This is a genomic window from Variovorax stachyos (genome assembly GCF_051400855.1).
GTDB lineage: Bacteria > Pseudomonadota > Gammaproteobacteria > Burkholderiales > Burkholderiaceae_C > Variovorax.
The window spans coordinates 50,607-73,329 of sequence record NZ_JBLFFN010000017.1 but is presented as its reverse complement, the minus strand read 5'-3'; the positions used below and the strand labels follow the sequence as shown (position 1 = coordinate 73,329).

The window sequence follows — 22,723 nt, the reverse complement described above, 5'->3', positions numbered from 1 at the left end:
CATGCGCCGTGCCCGCCGCGATCTATTGATCAGCATCTCCCTAGGTCAATGACTCAGAGCTACAAGCAGATTCAGAAGCAGATCGCGGCCCTCCAGCGTCACGCCGAGAAGCTTCGCGCGCGAGAAGTCGATGGCGTGATCGCCCGTATCAAGGTTGCCATCACGCACTACGGACTCACCGCGGAGCAGTTGGGCTTCGGCGCGACCGCCAACAGTGCGAAGGCAAACGCGAAAGCGGGTAAGGCAGCAGCCAACCGTCCGGCCAAGTACAGCGACGGCCAAGGCAACTCATGGTCAGGGATCGGAAAGCGCCCGTACTGGCTGCGCGATGCACTCGCCGCTGGCAGGACGCTGGAGGAATTCGCGACTGGCGCTGCGTCTTCGAGATCGAAAGAAGCGTTAGACGCGGGAAAAACCCTTGAGGAGATGGCTGCTTAGTTGCGGCTCGCCCCAAGGCGCTGGATGCCCGCAATGCAGCGGAAGCGGTCGTTGCCCGCAGCATACTGAGCTTCCGCAGTCTGCCCCCAAGCGGCCACTCATCCGCACCCGCTTCAGGACCAGTCAGCCGCACGCAACGCACGTCATTCCCTGATTGCGTGCATGCATCGAAGAAGTTGGTCGATCCGTCCGACTGCGAGGCCGCCGCCACAAGCGGACTGAAGGCTTGGTCAGCTCAGCGTGCGAAAGAAATCGCGGACGTCCGTGATGATGGCCTGCGGCTCTTCCCAGGCTCCGAAGTGGCCGCCGCTGGGGTGACACCGCTTCTGCTTGAGGTTGTAGTAGCGCTGGGCCCAGCGGCGCGGGGCGCTGCAAACTTCCTCCGGCAACACCGAGATGGCGGTCGGAGCCTCGACCACGGGCGTGCGGTTGCGTATCGGCGTCCAGGGATCGTGTGCGGCCTCGTAGTAGTAGCGCGCCGACGTGCCGTAGCTCTGCGTGACCCAGTAGATCATGATCGTGGTCAGTAGATCGTCCTTGCTGAAGCGGGTTTCGACATCGCCGTGGCAATCGCTCCAGCTGCGTTGCTTCTCGAGTATCCACGACGCCAGTCCCACTGGTGAATCGTTGAGCGCCACCGCGATGGTCTGCGGCTTGGTGCTTTGCAGTGCCGAGTAGGCCGACTCGGCGGCGAAGAAGTTCTGCAGGCGTGCGGCGATCGGCGCTTCGTCGGCGTCGTAGTCCTCGGGCGCCGGCGTACCGCCGCTGAAGAGGTCCAATGGCAGCATCATCGTGAAGTGCACGCCCATCAGGCGCTCGGGATAGCGGTGTCCCAGGTCGGCCGTGATCAGCGCGCCCCAGTCGGCGCCGTGCGCGGCGAAACGCGGATAGCCCAGCCGTTCCATGAGCTTCACCCAAAGGCCGGAAGTGCGCCAGAAGTTGACGCCGGGCTTGCGTAGCGGCGTGGAGAATCCATATCCCGGCAAGGACGGCACCACCACGTCGAAGGCATCGGCGGGATTGCCACCGTGCGCACCGGGATCGCTTAAGGGGCCGATCACTTTTCGGTATTCCCAGAACGTCCAGGGCCAGCCGTGCGAAAGGATCAGCGGCTTGGGAGCGGGTCCCTTGCCGCGCACGTGGATGAAGTGGATCGGCACACCATCGATCTCGGTGCGGAACTGCGGATATGCGTTGATCGCGCGTTCCTGCGTGCGCCAGTCGTAGCCTTCAATCCAGTAGGCCACCAGTTCCTGGAGGTAGGCGGTGTTGGTGCCGTACTGCCAGTCTTCGTTGGCGTAGTCGTCAGCCCAGCGTGCGAGCTTGAGACGCGCGTGCAGATCGTTGAGCACTTCATCGGGCACTTCGACGCGAAATGGTTCCATTGATCTTTCTCCTGTGATTCTTGGGCACACGCGCAAGGCGGGCTCCGGAAGCTCCACGGGCAATGCTTCATCCGTGGAGCTTGCGCGAGCACGTTACGCGCGCAGCGACCTGAAGCCCGCGCGAACCTCTTCCGAGAAGATCTTCGGTTGTTCCCAGGCCGCAAAGTGGCCGCCCCTGTCCACCTTGTTGAAGTGAATGAGCTTCGGGTAGGCCCCCTCGGTCCAGCTGCGCGGCGCTTCGTACTGCTCGCCGGGAAAGACGCTGACCGCCACCGGGATGTTGACGCCCTTGGCGTCCCAGTAGCCGCCCTTGTATTCCCAGTACAGACGCGACGCCGAGACAGCGGTGTTCGTCAACCAGAACAGGGTGATGTTGTCCAGGATCTCCTCGCGCGTCAGCTCGCCGCTCGTGCTGTGGGTGCGGCGCAGTCCGGCAGTCATGGCCGCGGCCGGCTGCCCGCCGGCATCGTCATGGTCGAGCAGCCAGGCGGCCAGGCCAACCGGCGAGTCCGCGATGCCGTACAGGGTCTGCGGCCGCGACGACATGATCCGGGCGTATGCGACGCGCTTAAGAGTTGTCTCCAGCTGCTCGTACGCGCGCCGTTCCTCGGCCGAGAGGCCCGCCGGCGGCGGCTCGCCCCTGAGCAGGGGCTTATACACGTCGGCCGGCACGATCGCGGGCAGGTTGGTGTGGATGCCCAGCAGTCCCGCCGGCGCCTGCAGGCCCATCTGCTCGACCACGAAGGCGCCCCAGTCGCCGCCCTGCGCGACGTAGCGCGTGTAGCCCAGCCGCGTCATTAGCTGGTGCCAGGCGCGGCCCATGCGCTCGGGGCCCCAGCCGGGGGTGGTGGGCTTGCCCGAGAAGCCGTAGCCGGGCATGGAAGGGATCACGACGTCGAATGCGTCCGATGCGCTGGCGCCGTGGGCCGTGGGGTTGACCAGCGGATCGATGATTTTCATCTGCTCGATGATCGATCCGGGCCATCCGTGTGTGACGATGAGGGGCAACGCGTTCTCGTGCTTCGAACGGATGTGGAGAAAGTGGATGTCCAGCCCATCGATCTCGGTGATGAATTGCGGGTACGAATTCATCTTCGCCTCGACCTTGCGCCAGTTGTAGTCCTTCCCCCAATAGCGTGCGAGCGCCTGAATCGTGGCGAGCTGCACGCCTTGCGAATCGTCCGCGACCGTCTCCCGTTCGGGCCACCTTGTCGCGTTGATGCGCCGGCGCAGTTCGGCGAGATCCGATTCCGGGAAATTCACATGAAAAGGACGGATGGCAATCCCGTCGCTGCCCATCTGCTGCATAACTTGATTCATGGCTTGAGACCTCTCTGAAAGAGTGAGAAGACCCAGGGTGCTTGCAGCGGTTGCCGCTGCAGCTCCGAAAAAGAGACGGCGACCGAGATCGGGCGTCTGTTGCATGACGAACTCCTTGGCAACCGTTGGTTGCGTTCGGGTGTGACTGCAAATGTTCACAACCCGGGAGTGAGGATGCCGGGCACTGTGGTTGGTTTGTACTGCGCCGTGGTCGCGCGGTTCGAGCTCTTGGTATCGACTTGCATGACTAGGGCACGCGAAACGCATGCGAACTTGACCAGCGGGCCGAAAGCCTGCGCACATGGCTGGGTGCACTGAACCTTGGTTCAGGGAAGGCCTGGCAGCGTGAATCTGACAGCGGTGGCGCGAGGCCGATGGGTGGACAGCGCCAACCAGGACCTGATCGCGGGGGCAGAGCCGTCCAGCGGTTTTTCTTCGGCGAGGCGCGCCGGTTGCCGAGTCGGTGCGACGCCACGCAGCTCAGCGCACGGCAGATCTGCCGCCGCTGCAATCGCGCGAAGCATGCCGATCAGTTGCTGCGGTCATGCATGCCGCGTTCTGCCGCCGCCGCCTACGATCAGGCTCAGGCTGGCGCAACAGGCAATCGTCGGTGACACCGCGGTCGTGTACATCTCGCCGCGCGCCGACTGCTCCAGCTGCTACTCGGAGGCGCGGCCACGAGAACGCCGCCCAGTCCCTCGGCATTGCCGAGCCTGCCCGTGCAGATCGATCGCTCGCTGCGCGGGCCGAAGCGCGAGAGCTTGCCGCTGCCGCGTTCGCGGAGCGCGCCGCGTCGGGACTTGAAGCCATCGGAATGCACGCAGCGGCTCGGCAACGTTCTTCGCCATATGCTCGCCAATGTCTTCGAACACCTTTTCGATGTGACCAGAGACCGCATCGTGTACCGCGTGCGAGACAACGACCCCTCCTGGCGCCGCAAGCGCCTGCAGGCGAGCAGCGACATTGACCCCATCGCCGTAGACAGTGCCATCCATCTTCTCGAGAACCTCGCCGAGATGAACGCCGATACGAAATTGCATCGCCACATCCTGGTGACCGTTATCCCTGTCGGAGGACAACCGCGTCTGGATTCTCATCGCAGCAGCCACTGCGCCAGTTGCCGTACCGAAAACGGCCAGCACGGAGTCTCCTGCCGTGTCGACGACTCGTCCACCCGAGGATTCGATGGTGGTGCGAAAAACCTGGCGAGCCGCATCGAGCGCCTGCAGGGTGGCCTTGGCGTCTGCGGCCATCATGCGCGAGTATCCAACCGCGTCAGCAGCCAGGATCGCCAGGAGTCGATGCCTTACGCCGTGATCCTGCATGGAGATGCCCAGGGCCGTGGATGCACGGGCCACCTTTGTGGGCCCACCCTCTGGCAGTGGCGTTCCTTTGAGATCAAGACCCAAGGCGCCTGCGGCGTTCACAAGCCCTCGCAACGGCAGCGCGGCAACTCGCCTCGCAACGAAGGCGCAGATGGCAAGCAGCGCCAGTTGGACCAGCTGCACGAAAAGCATTTGCGGGCCAGTCATACCACCGCCCCTCGGTTCGAAGGAAGGGACGAGGCCGTGCGATAGGACGGCAACTCCCTGCGTATGCCTGCCAGATGGAAGCGCACGCATCGGTCACCCAGCATCGCGAGCATGTGAAGGAGGATGCGGCCGCCGCGACTGGCAGCCAGGTGGTTCTCAGCGGCGTACCGCAGCTTGTCGAGGGCCATGGTGGACTCCTTGGCGGATGCGTAGCGTTGTGCGCACCGCACCGGTCAGCTGATGAGAGGCAGTGCCTCGCGGGCGGTACTCCACCCGCTGACGAGGACGGCCAGAACTCGGGCGGCGAGCGCCACCGCGCGCGGACTCGACAACAGGCGCTCCACTTGCGGGCTGCGGGCGGCTCCGATCAGGCACCAGGAGCAGAAGTGCTCGCAGTTGTTACGCAGTACGTCGTAGGCGTCTTCGCCCAGGCGAGAGCAGGCACGGGCTACGACTTCCATTCCGGAGTACGCCACGTCTGTTTCACCGTGCATGCGCACCGGCTGGCCATGGGCGAACTCGGCGAGGCTGACCTTCGCGACCGGACCGCAGCGCATCGACGAAGACAGGCCCTGGTAGTGAACGACCTGGCCTGCTCCGACGTAGATGCCGTGATGCGTGTACCAGCGGCGAGGCGTCACGACGTGCGCGCCGAGCGGAAAGTGCACGTCTTGCGAAGCGGTCGATTGCATGACGGACTCCTCGGCAACCAGTGGTTGCGTTCGGGTGTGACTGCAAATGTTCACAACCCGGGAGTGAGGATGCGTCGTGCGGCCGTTGGCTTGTATTGCGCCGTAGGCGATCGGTTCGACCTCCTGGTATCGACGCGCAAGACTGCAGCACGCGAACCGCAGGCGGTCTTCAACCAACGGGCCGAGAGCCTGCACCCGTGGTTGGGCGCACTAAACCTTGGTTCAGAAGAGGGCTGGCAGTGTGAACCTGAAAGCCGCGCCACGAGGCTGATGGGCGTCCGCCCACAGTCTTCCGTCGTGGGCATCGATGATGGAGCGGCAAATCGAGAGGCCGATGCCCACTCCGCTGGCCTTGGTGGTGTAGAAGGATTCGAAAACCCGCTCGCGGTCCTCCGGTGCGATGCCGGGGCCCGAGTCGCCGATCGTGACGAGCAGGCCCTTCGGCGGGCTCGATTCGGTGCAGATCACCAACTTCCGCACCTCGGCGTCGACGCCACCCATGGCCTCGATCGCATTGAGGATCAGGTTCAGCATGACCTGCTGCAACTGAACCCGATCCCCATGAACCGGCGGCAGTCTCTGCGCGAGCTGCGTCTCGATCGACACCTGATTCTTGGACAGCTCACCTCGCACGAGCGCCATCACATCCCCGATGGCGTCGTTCAGGTCGACGCTCTCCTTGCGGGGAGGCACTTTCCTGACTTGATCGCGGATTCGGCTGATGATGCCGCCAGCCCGGTAGGTATCGCTCACGACGCACTCGAGAGCCTCACTGACTTCCGCAAGCTCCGGCGGATCTCGGGCCAGAAAGCGCAACGCCGCGTGAGCGTTGTTGCGTGCCGCCCCAATCGGCTGGTTGACTTCGTGCGCGATGGAAGCCGCGAGCTGTCCCATGGTGGCCAGGCGGTTCGCGTGCGCCAGATCCATCTGCAGCGCGCGAAGCGCATCCGAAGCGCGCTTGCGCTCCGTCAAGTCGAGCACGAACGCGACGCCCTGATGTCCGCCATCCTCGAAGTTGGCCACGCCGATCAACACAGGCACGCGGCTGCCGTCCCTCCGGAAGAACTCCTTTTCGAACGGTTGCAGGCTGCCTGTCGTCTTCAGCTCCGGCACCAGCTGCTGTTGGTCCCTCACGCGCCATTCCGGCGGCGTCATATCCGTCCAGCGGATGCTTTGCGACACGAGATCTTCACGCTCGTATCCGACCATGCGCAGAAACGCGTCATTGGCCTCGTGAATTCGACCATCGACATCGCAAATGATGATCCCGATGATGTTGGCATCCACCAGACGCCGGATCCTGGCTTCTCGTTCGGCGAGATCCCGATAGAGGCGAGCGTTCTCCATCGAGATCGCCGCCTCGGAGGCCAGCAACTTGAGGATGGCCATTCGAGCGGGCGTGAATGCATGCGGCGTGAGGTTGTTCTCCAGGTACAGCATTCCGAGCACGCGGGCCTGTTTGAGGATCGGCAGGCAGAGTACCGACCGCGCATGGTGCTTGCGAATATAGTCATCGGCAGCGAACGGGTTCTCGCCCGAGGCGTCTTGCAGCAGCACGCTTTCCTTGGTACGCAGGGCGTAGCGGAAGACGGACTCGGACAGATCTGCTGCGGTGACGCTCGCTTGTCGGAGCTGGACCTCCACCTTGCCACTGCTGGTCGTGGCTTCCGCTTCTATCCGATATTCATCGCCTCTCGGAAGAACCAGCACACCTCGTTCGGCGCCGGCATGCTCGATGGCCGTACGCATGAGCGTGTCGATCAGCTTCTCCAGAACAATCTCGCCCGACAGCGCTTCCGAGACCTTCATCACGGTCGCCAGATCGAGAAGCTCGGCGGACGTCTGTATCGTGGTGCTGGGCTCCGAGATCGGCTTGTCCGCCCTGAGGTGCGGATACAACTGCTCGAGCTGTCGAACCTTGCCATCAGCGCCCCAGTGGAGGTAGCAGGCCCGCGCATCGCGCAGGTAGGTGGTCGCAATCTTGTCGAAGCCGCGCGCCGCGTAGAAGCATCCGGCCCGCTCGTTGGCGATCGCCTCGTTGTGGACAAAGCCGTGGGTGTGCGACGAGCGCACGGCTTTTTCATAGAGGTCTTGAGCCTCGAGCACGCGGCCTTCGATCCTGGCGATCTCCGCACCAACGATCGCTGCGCGGTTCTCAAAGGTCACGGGGTTGTGCTCGGCCCATACTTCGATCTGCCTGTGGTGACCGACCAAAGCCTCGAGGTGTTGCCGCCTCTGGTCGCCAGCGGCGAAATCAAAGGCTGCAGCATGTGCGAGCGCCCCGTAAAGATGAAACTCGGCGGCTTCGAAGTTGGCCGCCGCGCGCCAAAGGAGCCGTTGGGCGTTCAGCGCCGCGTCGATGGCAGAGGCGTGGTCTCCCGCAAGAGACCGTGCCTGCAACTTGCGGACCCAATAGTCGAATTCCGCAAGCCCCAGATTGGGATCGCTGGCCAGATCGCGTTCGGTAGCGCGCTCACTGTATCCCTCGTGATCCAGCCTCCCGAAAACCGCCGTCAGTCCGCGCAGGCTCCGTGCCAGCCCGAGCTGCGAGCCGCAGATGGCATGAACAAGACCCAACTGGGCCTTGCTGGAAAAGGCAAGGCCGTTCTCGGCCTCCTTTTGCACTTCCGCGAGGGGATCGCCTACCGCCAAGCTGATCGTGATCGACCTCTCCAAGCTATATCCCGCGAAGGCGAGTTCACCGCCGCGATACGCGGCGTCGAACGCACGGCGCACCAGTTCGCGCCCGCTGCCAGGGTGTTTGCTCCACGGTATGACGAGCGCCCCCATGCACAGGTATGTTCGCGCTTGATAGCGAATCAAGCTACGTTTCTCGACTAGGTCATATGCCAGTTGGCCGAACCGAAATCCGTCTGTGTAGTTGTTGAAGCGCGGTCCGGCGAAGAAGGCCATCCAGACATAGCCGAAACACGACGCATCACAGTTTCCGTACTCGAGGCTGAGACCGACCAGGCGGCAGACCACGAGTGACGACAGGTGTTCATCGAAGAAGTAGGACGGTGTAGCGGCTTCCGAAAAGACGTCCACGGTGTCCAGGATCTCAGGGTCCGTCATCAGCGGGAGGTGCACGAGCTCTTCAATCTGCCGACCCCCAAGCAGCGTGCGGGTTCGCGCATATTCGCGCATCGCCTCCTCCCTGGTCGGGCGTTTCGACCAGAAGGTTCCATCGCGACGGAGCCACTCCAGGAATACGTCGAGGCCTTGATCGCTTCTGTCCCAATTGGTGTAAAGCACGATCCGCAGGCGCGTCGCGGCGCAGTAGTCATGGCGGCTCCTGGCCCGCTCGGCTAAGCGCGAGAGCCGATTCTCGGCCGTCGACATATCTCCCGTCAGCAGTTCGCACTCGGCCAACAGGCTCTCGATGGAGAACATGAGCGAGTAGTTGCTCTCCCAGGTCTCCTCCGCAAGGAGGACGCTGCCCGCTCTGAGGTACTTGAGCGCCGAGACATAGGCGGTCGAGATCTTGGCGCGCCGACCAGCGACCAGATTGAGGTCTGCAACTTTCTCCCGCTCCTCGACCGAGGTGATGAGATGGGAGCCGCGGTTCAACTGATTGACGATCTCGAATATCGCCTCCTCGCGCCTCTCCGCAGGCGTGTGCTCGGCCAGGAGCGTGCCGAGGCGCAGATGCGTCTCGGCACGCAGTTCCTGCGGGATCAGTGAATAGGCCGCCTCCTGCACGCGGTCGTGGAGGAAGCAATAAGCGTCGTTCGAGCGGAAGATCAAGCCAGCGCGAACCGCCTCCCACAGGTGGTCATGCAACTCCTCGATCGATTCCTGGCACACCACCCGCAACACGTCGAACCCGGCGCTGTTCCCCAGGGAAGCGAACCGATGCAGCGTCTTCTGCGTTGCCTTGGGCAGGCGGTTCAATTTTCCGACCATCAGCTCCACGACGTTGTCGGTGTAGCCCTTGGCATGGATGAGGTCCAGATTCCATGACCATCGCCCTTCACCGTAGTCGAAGGCGAGCAAGCCCTCGTCTGCCAATGTGGAGATGAACTGGATCGCGAAGAACGGATTTCCTGTCGTCTTCTCGTGGATCAGTTGCGCCAACGGGCTGACGTGCTCAGGTTCGCAGCGAAGAGAGTCCGCCAGCAGGCGTCCCAGGTCGTCGCGATCCAGCGGGGCGAGGACGATTTCCTGCAACACGGCCCCGCCTTGGCGGATGGCGTCCAGCTTGCGCACCAATGGGTGGGTGGCGCTGACCTCGTTGTCACGATAAGCGCCGATCAGCAGAAGGTGTTTCAGGTCGGAGCGCGTCAGCAGCTCCTCGAGCAGGTCGAGCGTGGCCGCGTCCAGCCATTGCAGATCGTCGAGGAAGAGCACGAGCGGATGCTCGGGCCGCGCGAATACGCCGATGAAGCGCCGGAATACCAGCTGAAAGCGCCCCTGCGTATCCTGCGGAGGAAGCTCGGGCACAGGGGGCTGTTCCCCGATGATGTGCTTCAAATCCGGGACGAGCTCGACCATGAGCAGTCCGTTCGGATCCAGCGCCTCGCGAAGGGCGTCGCGCCATTTGCACAAGTCTTCTTCGTTCTTGCTCAGGAGCGGCCGGATCAGTCCCTGGAAGGCCTGCGCCAGCGTGGCATACGGAATGTCGCGCTTGTACTGGTCGAACTTGCCCGCCGCAAACAAGCCTCGGTGTGGAACAAGCGGCTTTTGCAGCTCGTTGACAACTGCGGATTTGCCGATGCCCGAGTACCCGGAGACGAGCACCAACTCGGGCCTGGCCCCGGCGACGATGCGATGGAACGCGGCGAGAAGGGTGTCGACCTCCGATCTGCGCCCGTAGAGTTTCTCGGGGATCATGAGGCGATCTGGAGCGTCATGATCGCCCGGCGCGAAATCGTGGATGCGCCCCTGCGCGTTCCATTCGGAGAGGCAGCGCCGGAGGTCGCGCCCGACACCCGCCGCCGACTGGTATCGTTCCTCGGCGGTCTTGGAGAGCATCTTCATGGTGATGGCGGAGACGGCTATCGGAATACTCGTCAATCGTTCGCTGGGGTTCGTCGGCTGTCGCGCAATGTGGCAGTGCACCCACTCCATCGGCTCGGATGCCGTGAACGGAAGACCGCCGGTCAGCATTTCATAGAACGTGACCCCGAGCGAGTACAGGTCGCTTCGGGAATCGATGGAGCGGCTCACTCGCCCAGTCTGCTCGGGTGCCATATAGGCGAGCGTTCCTGCAATGAACTCCGGAGGTTCAGGCGGCTGCCGCTCGCGCGGGAGGCGAGATGCGATGCCAAAGCCGGAGAGCCAGACTCGCTCCGTCGCCGGATCCACGATAACGTTGGCAGGCTTGATGTCCTTGTGGATGAGGCCACGCCCGTGAAGCCGGCCGAGTGCTGACGCCATCGCCGCTGCCAGGCGCAGAAATCGTCCGATTTGCATGGGCTGGCGGATCAGGCGGTCCAGCGGCTCACCTCCTGCAAAGTCGACCACCAGCATCGTCCGTCCGGGCTCGCGCACGAGTTCCGCCGGGCGCAATGCCCATGCCGCATCGAGGTAGTCCTTGAGTTCGTACTCGTGCGAGAGGCGATCGATGCTCTCTTGCGTCGGCTGCCCGGCGCCGGAGGTCACGGGTATGAAAGCGTGCCGGGCGCCCTCGGCGCCCTCTCGGCGCAGTCTGCAGAAGGCACGTTCGGCGTCCTCCCACAGCACTTCTGGCGAGTCCAAGCCGGCGCCGGGAGCGTTCATGGCGCGACCCGATGCGCCTTGTCGCGCGTGAAGGCGCGGCGGAGGCAATCGATCAGGACGGCCTCATCCAATGGCTTGTGAAGGTAGCAGCCGACTCCCAGGCTCAGCATGCGTTGCCGGACGCCTTCTTCCGGATGGGCCGTGATCAGGATGGTCGGGATCGCATGCCCCAACGCGATCAGGTGCCTGTAGAGCTCCGCGCCTGTCATCACGGGCATGTGGATGTCGGCCACCAGGCAGGCGGTCGCTGGCAGTTGGGCGGATGCGAGGAATTCGGCCGCGGACGGGAACACCGCGACGGTATAGCCGTGCGACTTGAGCAGCCTTCGCATGGAGTCGCGAAAGGACTGGTCGTCATCGACGATGGAGATCAGGGATGGCTCGGGCACGACAGTTTCCGGTTCGTCACTTGCAGCCTCAACAACGTGCCCGATGGCACGGCCGTACCGCACTGTTGCCAAGCGTACTGCCGTAGCGAGGTTAGATCTCTAAGCCTTGGTTTAGGTGTGAGCGGGCGGGCAGCTGCAGAACCATTGACTCAAGGTGGCCTTGGCGGCTACGAGCGCTCAACCTTCTTCGGCAGCAGATCGAGCTTGTCCGCCATGCGGCACAGTTCCGGAAGCGAGGCGGCCTCGATCTTGTGCATCATGTTGCTCCGGTGAACTTTCACGGTGGTCTCGGTGATGCCCATGTCGCCGGCTATCTGCTTGTTCAGGCGGCCCTGAACGACCTGGACCAGAATCGCGCGCTCTCGCGGCGTCAGGTCTTCGAACCGGGCCTTGAGCGCGCTCAGGGATTGATCGTTCTCACGGCGTGCGCGATCTCGGGCGAGCCCCACGTTCACGGCGTCCAGAAGATCCTGGTCGCGGAATGGCTTCGTCAGAAACTCGATGGCGCCCGCCTTCATCGCCTGCACCGTCATCGGAATGTCTCCATGTCCGGTGATGAAGACGATCGGGAGCGTCTCGCCCGCCGCGGCAAGATCGCGCTGGAATTCCAGCCCGCTCCTTCCCGGCATTCGCACGTCGAGAACCAGGCATGTAGGGCTATCGGGCGGCTTGGATTTCGCGAACTCGGCAACCGACGCGAACGCGAGTGCATTCAGCCCGGCCGACCGCAAGAGTCGTCCGAGCGAATCACGAAATTCCGTGTCGTCGTCGATGACCACAACGCAGGCATCAGAGTCCGACACCCCTTTCGTCAACGATTGAAGTTCCACGGAAGCGCTCCACGTTGCAAGTTGTCACATTGCCCCCTGTTCGTGCCCTATCCTCCGCGCATCCGGGGCGGGAGGCAAGGGCCCCAGGGTCGGTGTTGGTATTGCTCTTGTGGCTACCGAAGTTGGCTCGAACGGCTGGCCAGCCCAACGCCGCAAGCCAATGTCATTCCTTGATCACTGCGCTGCTCACGTGGGCAAGGAAGAACAGCGAGTCCTCGAGCGCTTGCGCGTCGTGCTGCTCACCAGGGCCGGTCTTCAGGTAGTCGCCCGCCGACAGCTCGAGATCGCGGAAGCGGATGCGTCCCGAGATCATGAGGATCTCCTCCGGGCCTCCATGGTCGTGAAGCGGGAAGCGAGCGTCGGCCATGACCTCGATGAAGTCCGAGCCATTGCCGTTCTCGCCCCAGATGGAAGCGAAGCGGATGCCGTCGATGCCGGCTTCGGCGAACTGGCGTTGTGCGCTGGTGAAGTGAATCATCGTGCTCTCCGAGATGGGTGGGGGAGGACGGCTGCGCGAGAGCTTGCTGCCATCCTCGACCGACATGCCGCCGGGGCAAGCCCGGCGGCATGCCGCATCACGCGGGCAAGGCGTCCGTGGCAACGGCGTTCGTGGTGACGTCGATGTTGCCGTGAACGGCCTTCGAGTACGGGCAGATGTCGTGCGCCGCTTGCGCGATGGCATCTGCCACCTCCAGCGGAACGCCCGGCATGCGGACCTCGATCCGCGCCTGGATGAAGTACGCATTGCCCGTCTTGCCGAGATCCACTTCGATGTCGACGGACATGTCGGAGGGGAGCGCCACTTTTTTCGTCTTGGCGATGAGGCCAAGCGCGCCGGTGTAGCAGGCCGACCAGGCGCCGGCGAACAGCTGCTCCGCGGTCGGATGCAGCTGAATTGCCGTGAACGCGATCTCGTTGCCGGCATTGCCAGGGGTCGAGAGCTGCATGTCGACGCGGTCATCGCCGAGAGAGGCGCCTTCACGACGGCTTGCCGTCGTATGGGTCTTGCCGGTGAGCAGCACGGTTTGAATCTTGTTGGTCATTGCGGACTCCTCTTACAGTGGCAGGTGCTGACTGCGCGCGGCTGCGCGAGCCTGGGCGCGTAGCGCGGCGCGATCGACTGTGCCAACCGGCACCGAAGCGACGCCTTGCCCGTAACCTTCAGCATAGGGGTTCGCACTGTGCGCGCTCGCCACCGCTTCGGCACGCACCGTGGCGCGGTCGGTCGAAGCGATCAACCGGGGCGCGACGCGCGAGGAGGCGCCTTCGGCATAAGGGTTCTCGCTGTGCGCTGCGATCACGGCCTGGGCGCGAATGTCGGCCCGACTGTTGGCCGACACAGGCGCATGCACGCCTTGGTAGGTTTCAGCCTGTGCGCCGGCACTGACGAGTACGCCGACCGCTGCGAAAAGCGAGAATGCGGAGGTGGCGATGTAACTTGAGGTCTTCATTTCAGTTTCCTTCGATGGTTTGGATGATGAATTCAGGTGTGACTGCAAACGTTCACAACCCGGGAGTGAGGATGCCGGGCACTGTGGTTGGCTTGTATTGCGCCGTGGTCGAGCGGTTCGAGCTCTTGGCATCGGCGCGCACGATCGCCGCCCAAGAAACGCAGGCGGTCACCAACCGTCGGGCAGAGTGCCTGCGCACATGGTTGGGCGCACTGAACCTTGGTTCAGGGGAGGGCTGGCGGCCACAACCCCGAGAACGCGCCGGGAGGGCAATGTACGAGGCGAATGTCCGCTACTCAGGCTGGCGGAATGGCGTTTGGCCCGGAGCGCCGTTTCGCGACTTTCGGCCGAGCCCAGCGCATACGTGGAACGGAAGAGAGCCTGGACCGACTCAGATTGGAAATAGTACGGCTCTAGAACGTGTGCGTGGTTGTGAACCGGACGGTCGGCAGCGCCCGCAGAGGTCGAACCCGGACCAGCGATAGTCACGCCGACGACAATCCCCCACCGCCGTCGGCAGCCTTGGCCCGCTGCGCTGCACCCGTCCGAAGGGCACATAGGCAGCGATTGCAGTCGGTCACCGGTGGAAGCCCAATTTGCGGTCTCGGTTCCAATGCAGTCATTGAGCCACGCTAGCGACCTGAAGACGCGCGAACGACGCGAGCGGTCGGAAGCGGACGTGCAGCTCCGGGCAGCTAGCGGTAATGGTGCGTTTTCGCTAGTCAGTGTGATGGCTGCGTCGGTCGCGTGTCCCGGCTGTGCGACTGTGCAGTGAGCTTCGGTGAACTGTGCGTCTGGCCGAGGGCATTCGCGCCATGTCATGAGAGCGGCATGAGCTCTACTTGCCCTGCTGCACTGACCAGTTCGATGTGCAGCTCACTGGTTCCGACGACGATCACTAGACGCAACACCGTCGGGCAATCCAAAGCCAGCGCATGCCACTCGCGCCGATCCAACGATGACGGGATGGGCACGCGTTGTGGGTGTGTGTGCCATTCACCGACGTAGTCGACGGTCCCCACGGCGAGCCTCCATGCGCGCGTAGCAGCTTGTGCATGGCCGAAGGCCTCCCGTTCCCACAAGTAGGTCAACCTGCGGTCGCGGTGCGTCGGCTCCGTGGCTTCGACCACCTCAAAGTGATTGCCGCGCCGGCGCCCGAGCAGAATGCCACCAGCTTCCGTCTGCCAGGGAAAGCGCTGCCTGTGACGCACCAAGACCTGCGTCACGGCTTCGTTGAGGACCACTAGCCGGCGCCGGTCGGCCGTGGCCCACTCACTTACGAACTGCATGCAGGGCAGTTCTCGCGGCGCGGAACGTCGTTGTCCTCCATCGCGTTGATGAAGCCTCTTCGCGTCAACGCGGTCCGCAGCCGCGGGGCGGGGGTGCCGGCAAGCCAGTCGGAAACCACATCTGCTGCCAGGCATGCGGCTTGGATGGAGACGGTAGCCGGGAACGGAACGTACAGGCTCTCGCAGCCGTGCCCTGCGAGTTCGTCAGGCATCGCTCCCTGCACCACAGGAAACAGCTGCTCTCCATGGGCCTTGCACATGCAGCGGATGCAGCCTTGGTCTTGACTGTCACGCAGGAGGGCTCGGACTGCTACACCAGGCCCTCGACCCATGTCGTGAGCGACGGGACGAACTTGCCGGAATCAGAAAGACGGCGCGTCAACTGAGAACTCAGGCCCTCTTCTCCGGTGGCGTCGATGAGCAGGTCCAGCGTGCCGAGTTCGGCCTCCTGCACCTTGACCGGCAGGTCACGCAGGTTCGCGGTCGGGGCGCCCAACGTGAGTTCAGTTTTCAGCGACGTCGCCTTGTTCTTCAGTGCGTAGTGCAGGCCGAGGCGGTGGCGCCCAACGTTCTGCGGCATCAGGATGTCGTGGTCAACGAGCAGTAGCTCGCCCCCGTCCAAGCCTGCGCCAGCTTTCACGAGCAGTTCGGCAAGGAACCCGCCAATGGTGCCGCACCCGATGAGGGCGATGCGCTTGCCGGCCAGCGTGGTCTTGCCTGGCGTGTTGCGCTGGCTCGCGTAGTCGTCGTCGATGCGCACTGTGGTCATGGGGTACACCTTCGCTGCAAGAAGCCGGGGCCTTGCAGTTGCGAGAGCCTGGGCAGGGGATTGTTTCTGGTCCTTGGTCAAGGGAACCCAGAAGGCATATTGCGTCCTGGGCGTCTTGACTACGCACAAGGCCATTCGCTTGCGGCGCGCGCAGGCGCGCAGCAGCTGCTGCTCCATGTCACGGCGGGCCTTCGGGTCAAGCAGTTCTTGCCAGCGCAGAAGTTCGTTCACGGTCCGCGGCGGCCATACACCCTGGGTGGGTTTCGGCTTGGCTGTGCTCACCACTTTGATGCCGGCGACCACCGACGCCTCGGTCGCCCCGTGAAGCTGCATGGCCTTCAGCTTGCGCTGCGTCCGCTCCTGGTTGTTGGTGACGAACGCCAGACCTGCGTCTTCGAAGTGCAGGACAGTCAGGGGCGACTTGTCCGTGGGGCCCACGTCCACGAAGCAGAGTTCTCCGCCCCAGAATGCGAAGAACTCATCTTCCAAGTCCTGCTGCATCTCCCCGCGCAGCGCGAGGTCCAGAACGACTGCTGCGCGGTCCAGGCAGGCGAGCGTCTGGCCCGGGATGTCGAAGATGTCGAGAACCAAGCTCCCTTTGACGGCGTAGCACACGAAGCCATTGGCCCCCACGTGCGCCATCACAGGCGGTGCGCCAGCAGGAGGGTCGACGTACACACGGGGAAGCTCCTGCCCCGTCAAATCCACCGACACCCTCGCGGCGTGGGCCGCTCCAGCGGCCGTCAGCCGACCATGGAAACAGGGCCATCCGTCAGGCGTCATGCCGGCGTACGCAAACCCGCGCGCGCCTAAGGCATGCGACAGCTCCTGCAGCACACTGGCGCCGCACATCGCGCTCACCCCGCCCGAGTGCGCCCGACCAGCGGAGACGCCACAGCGGCAGCGGGCGTGGCCAGGACGGCCGCGGTCGCGGTCGAGACCTTCACCCGGTCCGGGATGTTCGGGAAACGCGGGCCGAACTGCTTGCGTAACCACTCGCAGGCCTGCGCTGCGTTACTGGAATTGACCGCCCCACTCAGGTGGTCCTCCAGCTGCTTGAGCCATGCGATGGCCTCGTCGACCCCCTTCTTGCCCAGGCGCTCCGTGAGCGACTCGTTCGGGTCCGTCGGGCACGCCACACCATCGCGCAGGACCTGGGGCATCTGCTGCACCACATCGAGCATCGCAAGGTCGTCCCGCCGGTCACGTGCCTCGAAGACGGGCGCGGCGGTCGCCATCAGCAGCAGCGAAGACGGCCCCCCGTAGACCCAGCGCCAGTCTCGAGCTGCCTTCAGGTAGCGAACATTGCGGCGGAACTGCTCACCGTGCCGGTCGACTTCGGCAAGGAACCAGGCTTTCACAGGCCGCGGGTCCGACTTGACCCAATCATCTTCGCGGTGGGCGAGCAGCACCTGGTCACGGGGCAGCGCCGTCCAAGCATCTCGTTCGGCCTTGCGCACGGCTTCGTCCAGCGTCAGATAGCCCCGCGCCTCCAGTGCGGCCTTGCGCAACTGCTGGAACTCGGCATCGGGAATCGCGTAGAGCGGGATGTCGATGTGCGCTAACTTGGAGATTTCGATTCGGATGCAGGTCGGCTTGTCGGTGATGAGGAGCCAGTTGCGGGCGCGCACGAGCGGCATCAGGGCCATCTCCGCGGCCGTGAAGAACACCTTGCTGGCCACACTTGGTTTCGTGGTCGCCGTCATCGAGCTCAGGGGCAGGTAGGCCCCGTCGTCGATGTCTGCCTGCTGGGTGGCCTGCGCCGGGGCGTTCAGGGTCTTGTAGGCCCACGAACCCTGGGTGAAGAACCGCGGCTGCACGGGCTCCCCGGTGTGCCCCAGTTCCCGCAGCGCGGCCGCCAACCCCTTGCGCAGCTGCTCGCGCACGGCTTCCTTGGCCTCCACGACGACGTCGCACTGAGCCTGCGTCAGGGTGATGTTTTCGAGCAGCGTGGACTCCTCCACGCCAGAGAAGAAGAGAGAGCTCAGGTTAAGCATGGAGGTTCTCCAGGATGCTCTTGTTGGGGCCGTGATAGAAGACAGGTGCGGAAGCGACGTGGTCACGGAACGGTTTGATGGCGGGGTCGCCCAGAGCCCTGCGCGCTGCCTGCGTGCCGCGCGCGGTAAGGACCTCGATGGCCTGGGGCGTGACCATGTCGAGCGCGGCGATGTCACGGCTCTGGTCCGGCGTTGCAGGGTCGTCGATGCGCGTGTAGTCGGCACCCAGCAGGTGCTTCAACATGGAATCGACGGCCTGTTCCTGCGACGAGATGACCAAGTCAAACAGGGCCTTGCGCCAGTGCAGGATGCCCCAGTCGAGACCCGATGCACCGCGCTTTGTGGCGCCCAGCGTCATGGTGCCGATGGCCAGCACCCGGGCGCTTCCTGGCTTGCGGGGCACATTCAGGACGTGCTGCGCCTCGTGCAAGCCGAAGAGGCCCGGCGAGTTGCCGACCAGGCCGCCGTCCGCGTAGACCCCTTCTTCGCCAATCTGGTGCAGCGGGAAGTAGGTCGGGGCGGCTGCCGTGGCTAGGCCGACATCGACCAGCCGGTGCTTGTAGTCAAGGTAGAACTGCGGCGCGTGCGGAGTCTTGAAGAAGTGGCCGCTGCCCTTGGAGTAGTTCACGGTCGGGATGAGCACCCGGCGCCTCAGGTCGCCGATGGTCAGGTCGCCGAAGCGCTCCTGCAGCACGCTGCGAAGACCGTCTGGCGAGTGCTTGGCCATGGTCCACATGCCCAGAGCCCGACGCCAGCCGCGGCGAGCGCCGAAGATGCGGCTACCTTGCGCTTGGAACATGGCCTGCAGGTCGGCGGCCGGGATGTCGGCTGCCAAGCCCAGGGCGAGCAGGCCGCCCGCCGATGTGCCGCAAATCAGGTCGAAGCGGCTCGCCAGAGGGGCGCCAAACTGCTCCTCCAAGTGCTTCAGCACGGTCGCCGTGTAGAGACCGCGGAATCCCCCGCCTGAGAGAGCCAGGATGTGGAAAGGCCGGCCCGTTTCCCACGGGGGAGCAGCGTCCGGCGGCTTGATGAGTTCGTTAGTATTCATTTGTTCTTGATGTCCTTCCTATATCGGGCGGTTTTCCACCCTCCTGCCCCCTGAAGACTCCCGACGGCCGCTCTGCGGACGCGGTTGAGAAAAAAAAGTCCGCTCGGACGACCGGCGCATACTTCCGGCAGGTGGCTGGTCGCGCGCATACCCTCTAGGACTCCCGAAGTCGGTCTGGTGGACGCTGGCGCCATTTCTTTTTTGCTCGGCGTCCGCCACTGGGCGCTGGGGAGTACAGGAGGAGGAGAAAGCCGACGATGTCTGCCGTACCAATTGACCCAACCGGTCCCGGACTGCCACGGGCCGAAATCGAGGCCATCCTGGCCGGCTTCACCGCCGCGGACTGGGAGCGGGCCGAGGCCATCGCGGGCGCCCTTTGCGGTGGCGTGATTGGCTGGACTGCCGAGGACCTTCTCCAGGAAGCGCTGACGAAGTTCTTGGAAGGCGCGCGGACCTGGCCATCGGGCGTGCACCCGATGGTGGTGCTCAAGAACGTGATGCACAGCATCGCGAGCAACGAGCGCAAGAGCAACCGCGCCAGCCCCATCGACGCCAAGGTGGAGGTCGACCCGTTCGAGACCGGTGAAGAAGCCGAGAAGGTGGCGACGGTACGTAGCAGCACGGGCATCACCCCGGAGGATGTTGCCTCGGGCAAGCAGCAGATGGCAGCGCTCTACGCCGCGCTGGCTGGAGACGATGACCTCCAGATGTTGGTGATGGTTTGGGCTGATGGTCTGCGCGGGGAGGATGCTCGCGCGGAATTGGGATGGGACGAGAAGAAGTACGACGCGGAACGGAAGCGGCTGACTCGACGCTTGCAGAAGCTTGACCCTCAAAGGAGCCAGAAATGACGAAGCCCATGAAGTCCGCCGATGAATTCCAGACCTTCTTGGATTCCTTTGTGGCTGAACTGATTGCGATGCCCGACGACCAGATTCTTGACGCCAAGAACCCGGAGGAGGTGCGCGCTCGTGGCCTTCGACTTCTTGAGGCCGCTAAGAAAGAAGCGGGTCGCCGGCGTATGGCAGCAGCGAAGGCGCAACTCCAAGCTCGCAAGGGGGAGCCGGCAGCACAAGACTCTGAAAAACTGGACATCGCTCAGGCACGCCAGTTCTTGATGCAAGCTCAAAACGACCCGAGCTTCACCTTGGCAGCCCGGAAACTAGGTGAGCTCTCTGATGAGGAAGTACTTAGGCTGTATCGCCAGGTGAAGTCACTTCAGGAAAACGGTGGAGAACCGAAGTGACTGAAGTCGGGCAAAGAGCCGAGGCTCTTATTTCGGAGCTGGGCATCTCCAGTGCTGAAGAGTTGGACGTAGAAGCCATTGCCATGGCTTGTGGCGTGGAAGTGCGCTACGAGCGATTGAATGGCTGCGAGGCCAGCCTCGTTGGCTTCAAGGACAACGCGATCGCCACCATCAACCCTTCTGGCGTGCGGGGTCGTGAGCGTTTCTCAATCGCGCATGAAGTGGGCCATTGGAAACTGCACAAGGGACGCTCATTCCAGTGCAGGGTCGACGATGCTGACGCAAACCTAGCCTCGAATAGGGAGCTGGAGAAGGAGGCGGACATCTACGCCGCTCACCTTCTCATGCCCGCACCAATCTTCGTTCCGATGGTCAAGGCGTTCGGCGAGCCGAACTTCCAGAACCTCACGAAAATTGCTGACGAGCTGGAGACGAGCTTGATGGCGACGGCGCTCCGCCTTGCGAACATCAACACTCTGCCGGTTATCGTTGCCTCGTACAACCGCGCAGGCCTGCGGTGGAGTCTTGCCGCTGGCGACGTTCCGAAGCGCTGGTTCCTCAAGCGTGAGCTGGATGAAGACACCTCCACATACGACCTCGTTCATGCTGGGAAGGAGTGCAAGCACTTGGGCAAGCAGCCCGCGGACGCATGGTTCCAGAACGACGATTCTGGGAAATACGAAGTTCGCGAGCAGTGCATCGGTAGCCACGGCGGCGACGCGCTCGTGCTGCTCTACCTGGAGCCCAAGATGATGGAAGCGCGCTTCGACTGGAATGTTGGTGGTCGTAGGTACACGGATAAGGGCTCGTACGTACCCAAGTGGAACAGGTGACCTTCCTCGATCAAGGAGCGTCGCCAGTACGCCGGTTGACAGTCGACATCAAGCTAGCGATAAGTGTGGCTTTTCACTAGCCACCAGATTCCAGGCGCGGATGGCTGCCAGCGGGCAACGCGCTCGCTCGCGGCGCACGTCCCGCAATGTCAGGTATCGGAGACCGCCGTCATCCGGCACCCCGACGTCACTGGCCGCAACCAGTCTTGAGCTGTCATCTGGGGGCGATGGCGCCGAACGTCCGAGCTCAATTGGAAGCCATCGCTGGTCCGTGTGGGAGCGGCTGCGCCTGAGCCCGACCAGCACAGAGCCAGGCCAGGTGCAGGCTTCTCCGACGAACTTTATTGTCATCGACGAACTTTATTCTTCGCGGACAAGTAGTAGTAGTACATCTTCACGCGGGACGGCCACTCAACGGTCACACTCTTCGCCAGATTCCATATCTTGTCCACATCCATCGATCTCGGTGAGCGCCGCAACTTCGGAGATCCTAGGAACCGCGCCTCTGCGGCTACGTCGGTCGAAAGTCACTTTTATAGGTACAGCGACCAGCCGCCCTCCCCTGCTTCCCTGGCAGACTGACCAAGTCAGTTGGAGGTGGGCGCCGTAGGGCGGCGTTGCCGACGGTCTGGGCAGGCCGTGATGCGCCTAACCATCGACCGTCGAACTATGAGTCCGCTCCAAGTGCATTCGGTGTTTTAACCAGCCTTGCTTCCGTCTCTATCAGGAGCTCCCCCGCACTTCGCCCGAGCGCCCTCGCTAGCTTCAAAATCATCGCAAGGGTCGGCATATGCTCGCCACGCTCGATCTTGCCCATATGCGAGCGTTCGATGCCTGCTCGATGAGCCAGGGCTTCTTGCGCTAGTCCATCTTCGAGCCGTAGCGCGCGGACCACAGCGCCGAACGCAAGTGCTGGGGCGACTTCAAAGGTGGTCGCACCAGCCGGCCGCCCCCTCCGAGTAGTCCGCTTCTGCATGGACAGAAGCGTCTTGCTTTGGAATAATAAAAACCACGTTATCTTTAACTCAAATCTCGACCACCTTGGGCGAGTGCATGGTCTTCCGAGCCCTTGGGATCCAGGAAGGTGAATGACGCATGGTCGACAAACAACTTGCTTCGCCGCTTCCGACCGCTCGGCCGTTTCGTCTGCCGGCGTCGGTGCTTCGCGCGCGCTTGCCCCAAGTGGCTCCGCCGTCTCGCAGCAGTTCAGCAACCCGAATCGGAACCCAAGTACGCGCGCTACGGATCGCTTCTGGGGCTTCCGGTGGCGAGTTGGCCTCCTCTGCTGGCGTTTCAAGTTCAATGCTTTCCCGCATAGAGCGCGGTCTCGTGTCCCCTTCCGTCGAAACTTTGGATCGCATCGCTGGGGGCCTGGGTGTGCCGGTGTCACGCTTCTTCAGCGACCAATCCAGCCGCACTGACTTCTCGCATGTCCCCGCAGGACGTGGCATCTTGGTGGATCGGATCGGCGCCGTGGCCGGCTACCGCTACGAGCTGCTCGGCCATCAGCTCTCCGGCAACCTATTCGTCGAGCCCTACCTGGTAACGCTACTGCCAGAAGCAGAGCCCTACGTCACCTTCCAGCACCCGGGCGTCAAGTTCCTTCACCTTCTCTCAGGCCAGATTTCCTATCGATACGGCGCGAAGGTGGTGAAGCTCGGCCCAGGAGACTCCTTGCAATTTGACGCCACGGCGTTGCACGGCATTGAGGCCATTGAGGTCGGCCCCGTGAAGTATCTTTCGATCGTATTCACGATGCGGGAGTAAGGTGGGGATTGCGCGT

The 22,723-nt window shown here is 63.4% G+C and carries 21 protein-coding genes; 5 read left to right on the top strand and 16 right to left on the bottom strand.

Annotated elements, in window-relative coordinates; all coding sequences use genetic code 11:
* The first annotated feature begins 48 nt into the window (after positions 1-48).
* The gene (locus ACMGEZ_RS23800; protein ID WP_436824750.1) at positions 49-438 is read left to right on the top strand and encodes an H-NS histone family protein; all 390 of its coding nucleotides are present in this window, start codon (positions 49-51) and stop codon (positions 436-438) included.
* A gap of 230 nt (positions 439-668) precedes the next feature.
* Here the strand turns inward: ACMGEZ_RS23800 and ACMGEZ_RS23795 are convergent, their stop codons facing one another.
* The 15 genes from ACMGEZ_RS23795 to ACMGEZ_RS23725 all read right to left on the bottom strand — a co-directional run bounded on the left by ACMGEZ_RS23795 (position 669) and on the right by ACMGEZ_RS23725 (position 18,861).
* Positions 669-1,823, bottom strand: coding sequence for an epoxide hydrolase family protein (locus ACMGEZ_RS23795; protein WP_436824749.1), 1,155 nt, complete (start codon positions 1,821-1,823; stop codon positions 669-671).
* Positions 1,824-1,916: 93 nt separating this feature from the next.
* A complete protein-coding gene (locus ACMGEZ_RS23790; RefSeq protein ID WP_436824748.1) occupies positions 1,917-3,248 on the bottom strand; it encodes an epoxide hydrolase family protein in 1,332 nt (443 codons plus the stop codon).
* 554 nt (positions 3,249-3,802) lie between these two features.
* Positions 3,803-4,396: an adenylate/guanylate cyclase domain-containing protein gene (locus tag ACMGEZ_RS23785; RefSeq protein ID WP_436824788.1), complete on the bottom strand. Its 594-nt coding sequence runs from the start codon at positions 4,394-4,396 to the stop codon at positions 3,803-3,805.
* Between the two features lie 275 nt (positions 4,397-4,671).
* Entirely contained in the window at positions 4,672-4,863 is a 192-nt protein-coding gene (locus ACMGEZ_RS23780; RefSeq protein WP_436824747.1) for a hypothetical protein, read from the bottom strand.
* Between the two features lie 45 nt (positions 4,864-4,908).
* Positions 4,909-5,367 carry a lecithin retinol acyltransferase family protein gene (locus ACMGEZ_RS23775; RefSeq protein WP_436824746.1) on the bottom strand — a complete coding sequence of 153 codons (459 nt, stop codon included), beginning with the start codon at positions 5,365-5,367 and terminating at the stop codon, positions 4,909-4,911.
* Between the two features lie 222 nt (positions 5,368-5,589).
* Complete coding sequence (locus tag ACMGEZ_RS23770) at positions 5,590-11,088, bottom strand: trifunctional serine/threonine-protein kinase/ATP-binding protein/sensor histidine kinase (RefSeq protein ID WP_436824745.1); 5,499 nt, start codon at positions 11,086-11,088, stop codon at positions 5,590-5,592.
* Positions 11,085-11,477 (bottom strand): response regulator transcription factor, encoded by a 393-nt coding sequence (locus ACMGEZ_RS23765; RefSeq protein WP_436824744.1) that lies wholly within the window; start codon positions 11,475-11,477, stop codon positions 11,085-11,087. Before ACMGEZ_RS23765 ends, ACMGEZ_RS23770 begins: the two co-directional genes overlap by 4 nt.
* A gap of 167 nt (positions 11,478-11,644) precedes the next feature.
* Entirely contained in the window at positions 11,645-12,307 is a 663-nt protein-coding gene (locus ACMGEZ_RS23760; protein ID WP_436824743.1) for a response regulator transcription factor, read from the bottom strand.
* Positions 12,308-12,470: 163 nt separating this feature from the next.
* A complete protein-coding gene (locus ACMGEZ_RS23755; protein WP_436824742.1) occupies positions 12,471-12,785 on the bottom strand; it encodes a cupin domain-containing protein in 315 nt (104 codons plus the stop codon).
* 97 nt (positions 12,786-12,882) lie between these two features.
* The gene (locus tag ACMGEZ_RS23750) at positions 12,883-13,350 is read right to left on the bottom strand and encodes an Ohr family peroxiredoxin (RefSeq protein ID WP_436824741.1); all 468 of its coding nucleotides are present in this window, start codon (positions 13,348-13,350) and stop codon (positions 12,883-12,885) included.
* Positions 13,351-13,362: 12 nt separating this feature from the next.
* The gene (locus ACMGEZ_RS23745) at positions 13,363-13,758 is read right to left on the bottom strand and encodes a helicase SNF2 (RefSeq protein ID WP_436824740.1); all 396 of its coding nucleotides are present in this window, start codon (positions 13,756-13,758) and stop codon (positions 13,363-13,365) included.
* An 818-nt stretch (positions 13,759-14,576) separates the two neighbouring features.
* Entirely contained in the window at positions 14,577-15,047 is a 471-nt protein-coding gene (locus ACMGEZ_RS23740) for a Mov34/MPN/PAD-1 family protein (RefSeq protein ID WP_436824739.1), read from the bottom strand.
* Between the two features lie 310 nt (positions 15,048-15,357).
* Positions 15,358-16,653 carry a ThiF family adenylyltransferase gene (locus ACMGEZ_RS23735; protein WP_436824738.1) on the bottom strand — a complete coding sequence of 432 codons (1,296 nt, stop codon included), beginning with the start codon at positions 16,651-16,653 and terminating at the stop codon, positions 15,358-15,360.
* Between the two features lie 20 nt (positions 16,654-16,673).
* Positions 16,674-17,813: a CBASS cGAMP synthase gene (locus tag ACMGEZ_RS23730; RefSeq protein ID WP_436824737.1), complete on the bottom strand. Its 1,140-nt coding sequence runs from the start codon at positions 17,811-17,813 to the stop codon at positions 16,674-16,676.
* Positions 17,806-18,861, bottom strand: a complete 1,056-nt coding sequence (locus ACMGEZ_RS23725; RefSeq protein WP_436824736.1) for a CBASS cGAMP-activated phospholipase — start codon at positions 18,859-18,861, stop codon at positions 17,806-17,808. Before ACMGEZ_RS23725 ends, ACMGEZ_RS23730 begins: the two co-directional genes overlap by 8 nt.
* Positions 18,862-19,118: 257 nt before the next feature.
* On the opposite strand from ACMGEZ_RS23725, the gene ACMGEZ_RS23720 reads away from it, so the two are divergent.
* Genes ACMGEZ_RS23720 through ACMGEZ_RS23710 form a run of 3 tightly spaced genes read left to right on the top strand, consistent with a single transcriptional unit; the run spans position 19,119 to position 20,940 of the window.
* Positions 19,119-19,712, top strand: a complete 594-nt coding sequence (locus ACMGEZ_RS23720; protein WP_436824735.1) for an RNA polymerase sigma factor — start codon at positions 19,119-19,121, stop codon at positions 19,710-19,712.
* Positions 19,709-20,107: a hypothetical protein gene (locus ACMGEZ_RS23715; RefSeq protein WP_436824734.1), complete on the top strand. Its 399-nt coding sequence runs from the start codon at positions 19,709-19,711 to the stop codon at positions 20,105-20,107. The genes ACMGEZ_RS23720 and ACMGEZ_RS23715 overlap by 4 nt, the downstream gene beginning before the upstream one ends.
* Positions 20,104-20,940, top strand: coding sequence for an ImmA/IrrE family metallo-endopeptidase (locus ACMGEZ_RS23710; RefSeq protein ID WP_436824733.1), 837 nt, complete (start codon positions 20,104-20,106; stop codon positions 20,938-20,940). The genes ACMGEZ_RS23715 and ACMGEZ_RS23710 overlap by 4 nt, the downstream gene beginning before the upstream one ends.
* 667 nt (positions 20,941-21,607) lie before the next feature.
* Here the strand turns inward: ACMGEZ_RS23710 and ACMGEZ_RS23705 are convergent.
* Positions 21,608-21,916, bottom strand: a complete 309-nt coding sequence (locus ACMGEZ_RS23705; protein ID WP_436824732.1) for a helix-turn-helix domain-containing protein — start codon at positions 21,914-21,916, stop codon at positions 21,608-21,610.
* A 242-nt stretch (positions 21,917-22,158) separates the two neighbouring features.
* Here ACMGEZ_RS23705 and ACMGEZ_RS23700 point away from each other — a divergent pair, with 242 nt between their 5' ends.
* Positions 22,159-22,707, top strand: a complete 549-nt coding sequence (locus tag ACMGEZ_RS23700; RefSeq protein ID WP_436824787.1) for a helix-turn-helix domain-containing protein — start codon at positions 22,159-22,161, stop codon at positions 22,705-22,707.
* Positions 22,708-22,723 lie beyond the last annotated feature (16 nt).

Excerpts from the sequence above, each read along its gene's own strand:
- ACMGEZ_RS23800 (WP_436824750.1), top strand. The coding sequence starts at position 49 with ATGACTCAGAGCTACAAGCAGATTCAGAAGCAGATCGCGGCCCTCCAG.
- ACMGEZ_RS23750 (WP_436824741.1), bottom strand. The coding sequence starts at position 13,350 with ATGACCAACAAGATTCAAACCGTGCTGCTCACCGGCAAGACCCATACG.
- ACMGEZ_RS23775 (WP_436824746.1), bottom strand. The coding sequence starts at position 5,367 with ATGCAATCGACCGCTTCGCAAGACGTGCACTTTCCGCTCGGCGCGCAC.
- ACMGEZ_RS23780 (WP_436824747.1), bottom strand. The coding sequence starts at position 4,863 with ATGGCCCTCGACAAGCTGCGGTACGCCGCTGAGAACCACCTGGCTGCC.
- ACMGEZ_RS23740 (WP_436824739.1), bottom strand. The coding sequence starts at position 15,047 with ATGCAGTTCGTAAGTGAGTGGGCCACGGCCGACCGGCGCCGGCTAGTG.
- ACMGEZ_RS23720 (WP_436824735.1), top strand. The coding sequence starts at position 19,119 with ATGTCTGCCGTACCAATTGACCCAACCGGTCCCGGACTGCCACGGGCC.
- ACMGEZ_RS23795 (WP_436824749.1), bottom strand. The coding sequence starts at position 1,823 with ATGGAACCATTTCGCGTCGAAGTGCCCGATGAAGTGCTCAACGATCTG.
- ACMGEZ_RS23725 (WP_436824736.1), bottom strand. The coding sequence starts at position 18,861 with ATGAATACTAACGAACTCATCAAGCCGCCGGACGCTGCTCCCCCGTGG.
- ACMGEZ_RS23790 (WP_436824748.1), bottom strand. The coding sequence starts at position 3,248 with ATGCAACAGACGCCCGATCTCGGTCGCCGTCTCTTTTTCGGAGCTGCA.
- ACMGEZ_RS23730 (WP_436824737.1), bottom strand. The coding sequence starts at position 17,813 with ATGCTTAACCTGAGCTCTCTCTTCTTCTCTGGCGTGGAGGAGTCCACG.
- ACMGEZ_RS23715 (WP_436824734.1), top strand. The coding sequence starts at position 19,709 with ATGACGAAGCCCATGAAGTCCGCCGATGAATTCCAGACCTTCTTGGAT.
- ACMGEZ_RS23745 (WP_436824740.1), bottom strand. The coding sequence starts at position 13,758 with ATGAAGACCTCAAGTTACATCGCCACCTCCGCATTCTCGCTTTTCGCA.
- ACMGEZ_RS23755 (WP_436824742.1), bottom strand. The coding sequence starts at position 12,785 with ATGATTCACTTCACCAGCGCACAACGCCAGTTCGCCGAAGCCGGCATC.
- ACMGEZ_RS23705 (WP_436824732.1), bottom strand. The coding sequence starts at position 21,916 with ATGCAGAAGCGGACTACTCGGAGGGGGCGGCCGGCTGGTGCGACCACC.
- ACMGEZ_RS23785 (WP_436824788.1), bottom strand. The coding sequence starts at position 4,396 with ATGGCCGCAGACGCCAAGGCCACCCTGCAGGCGCTCGATGCGGCTCGC.
- ACMGEZ_RS23770 (WP_436824745.1), bottom strand. The coding sequence starts at position 11,088 with ATGAACGCTCCCGGCGCCGGCTTGGACTCGCCAGAAGTGCTGTGGGAG.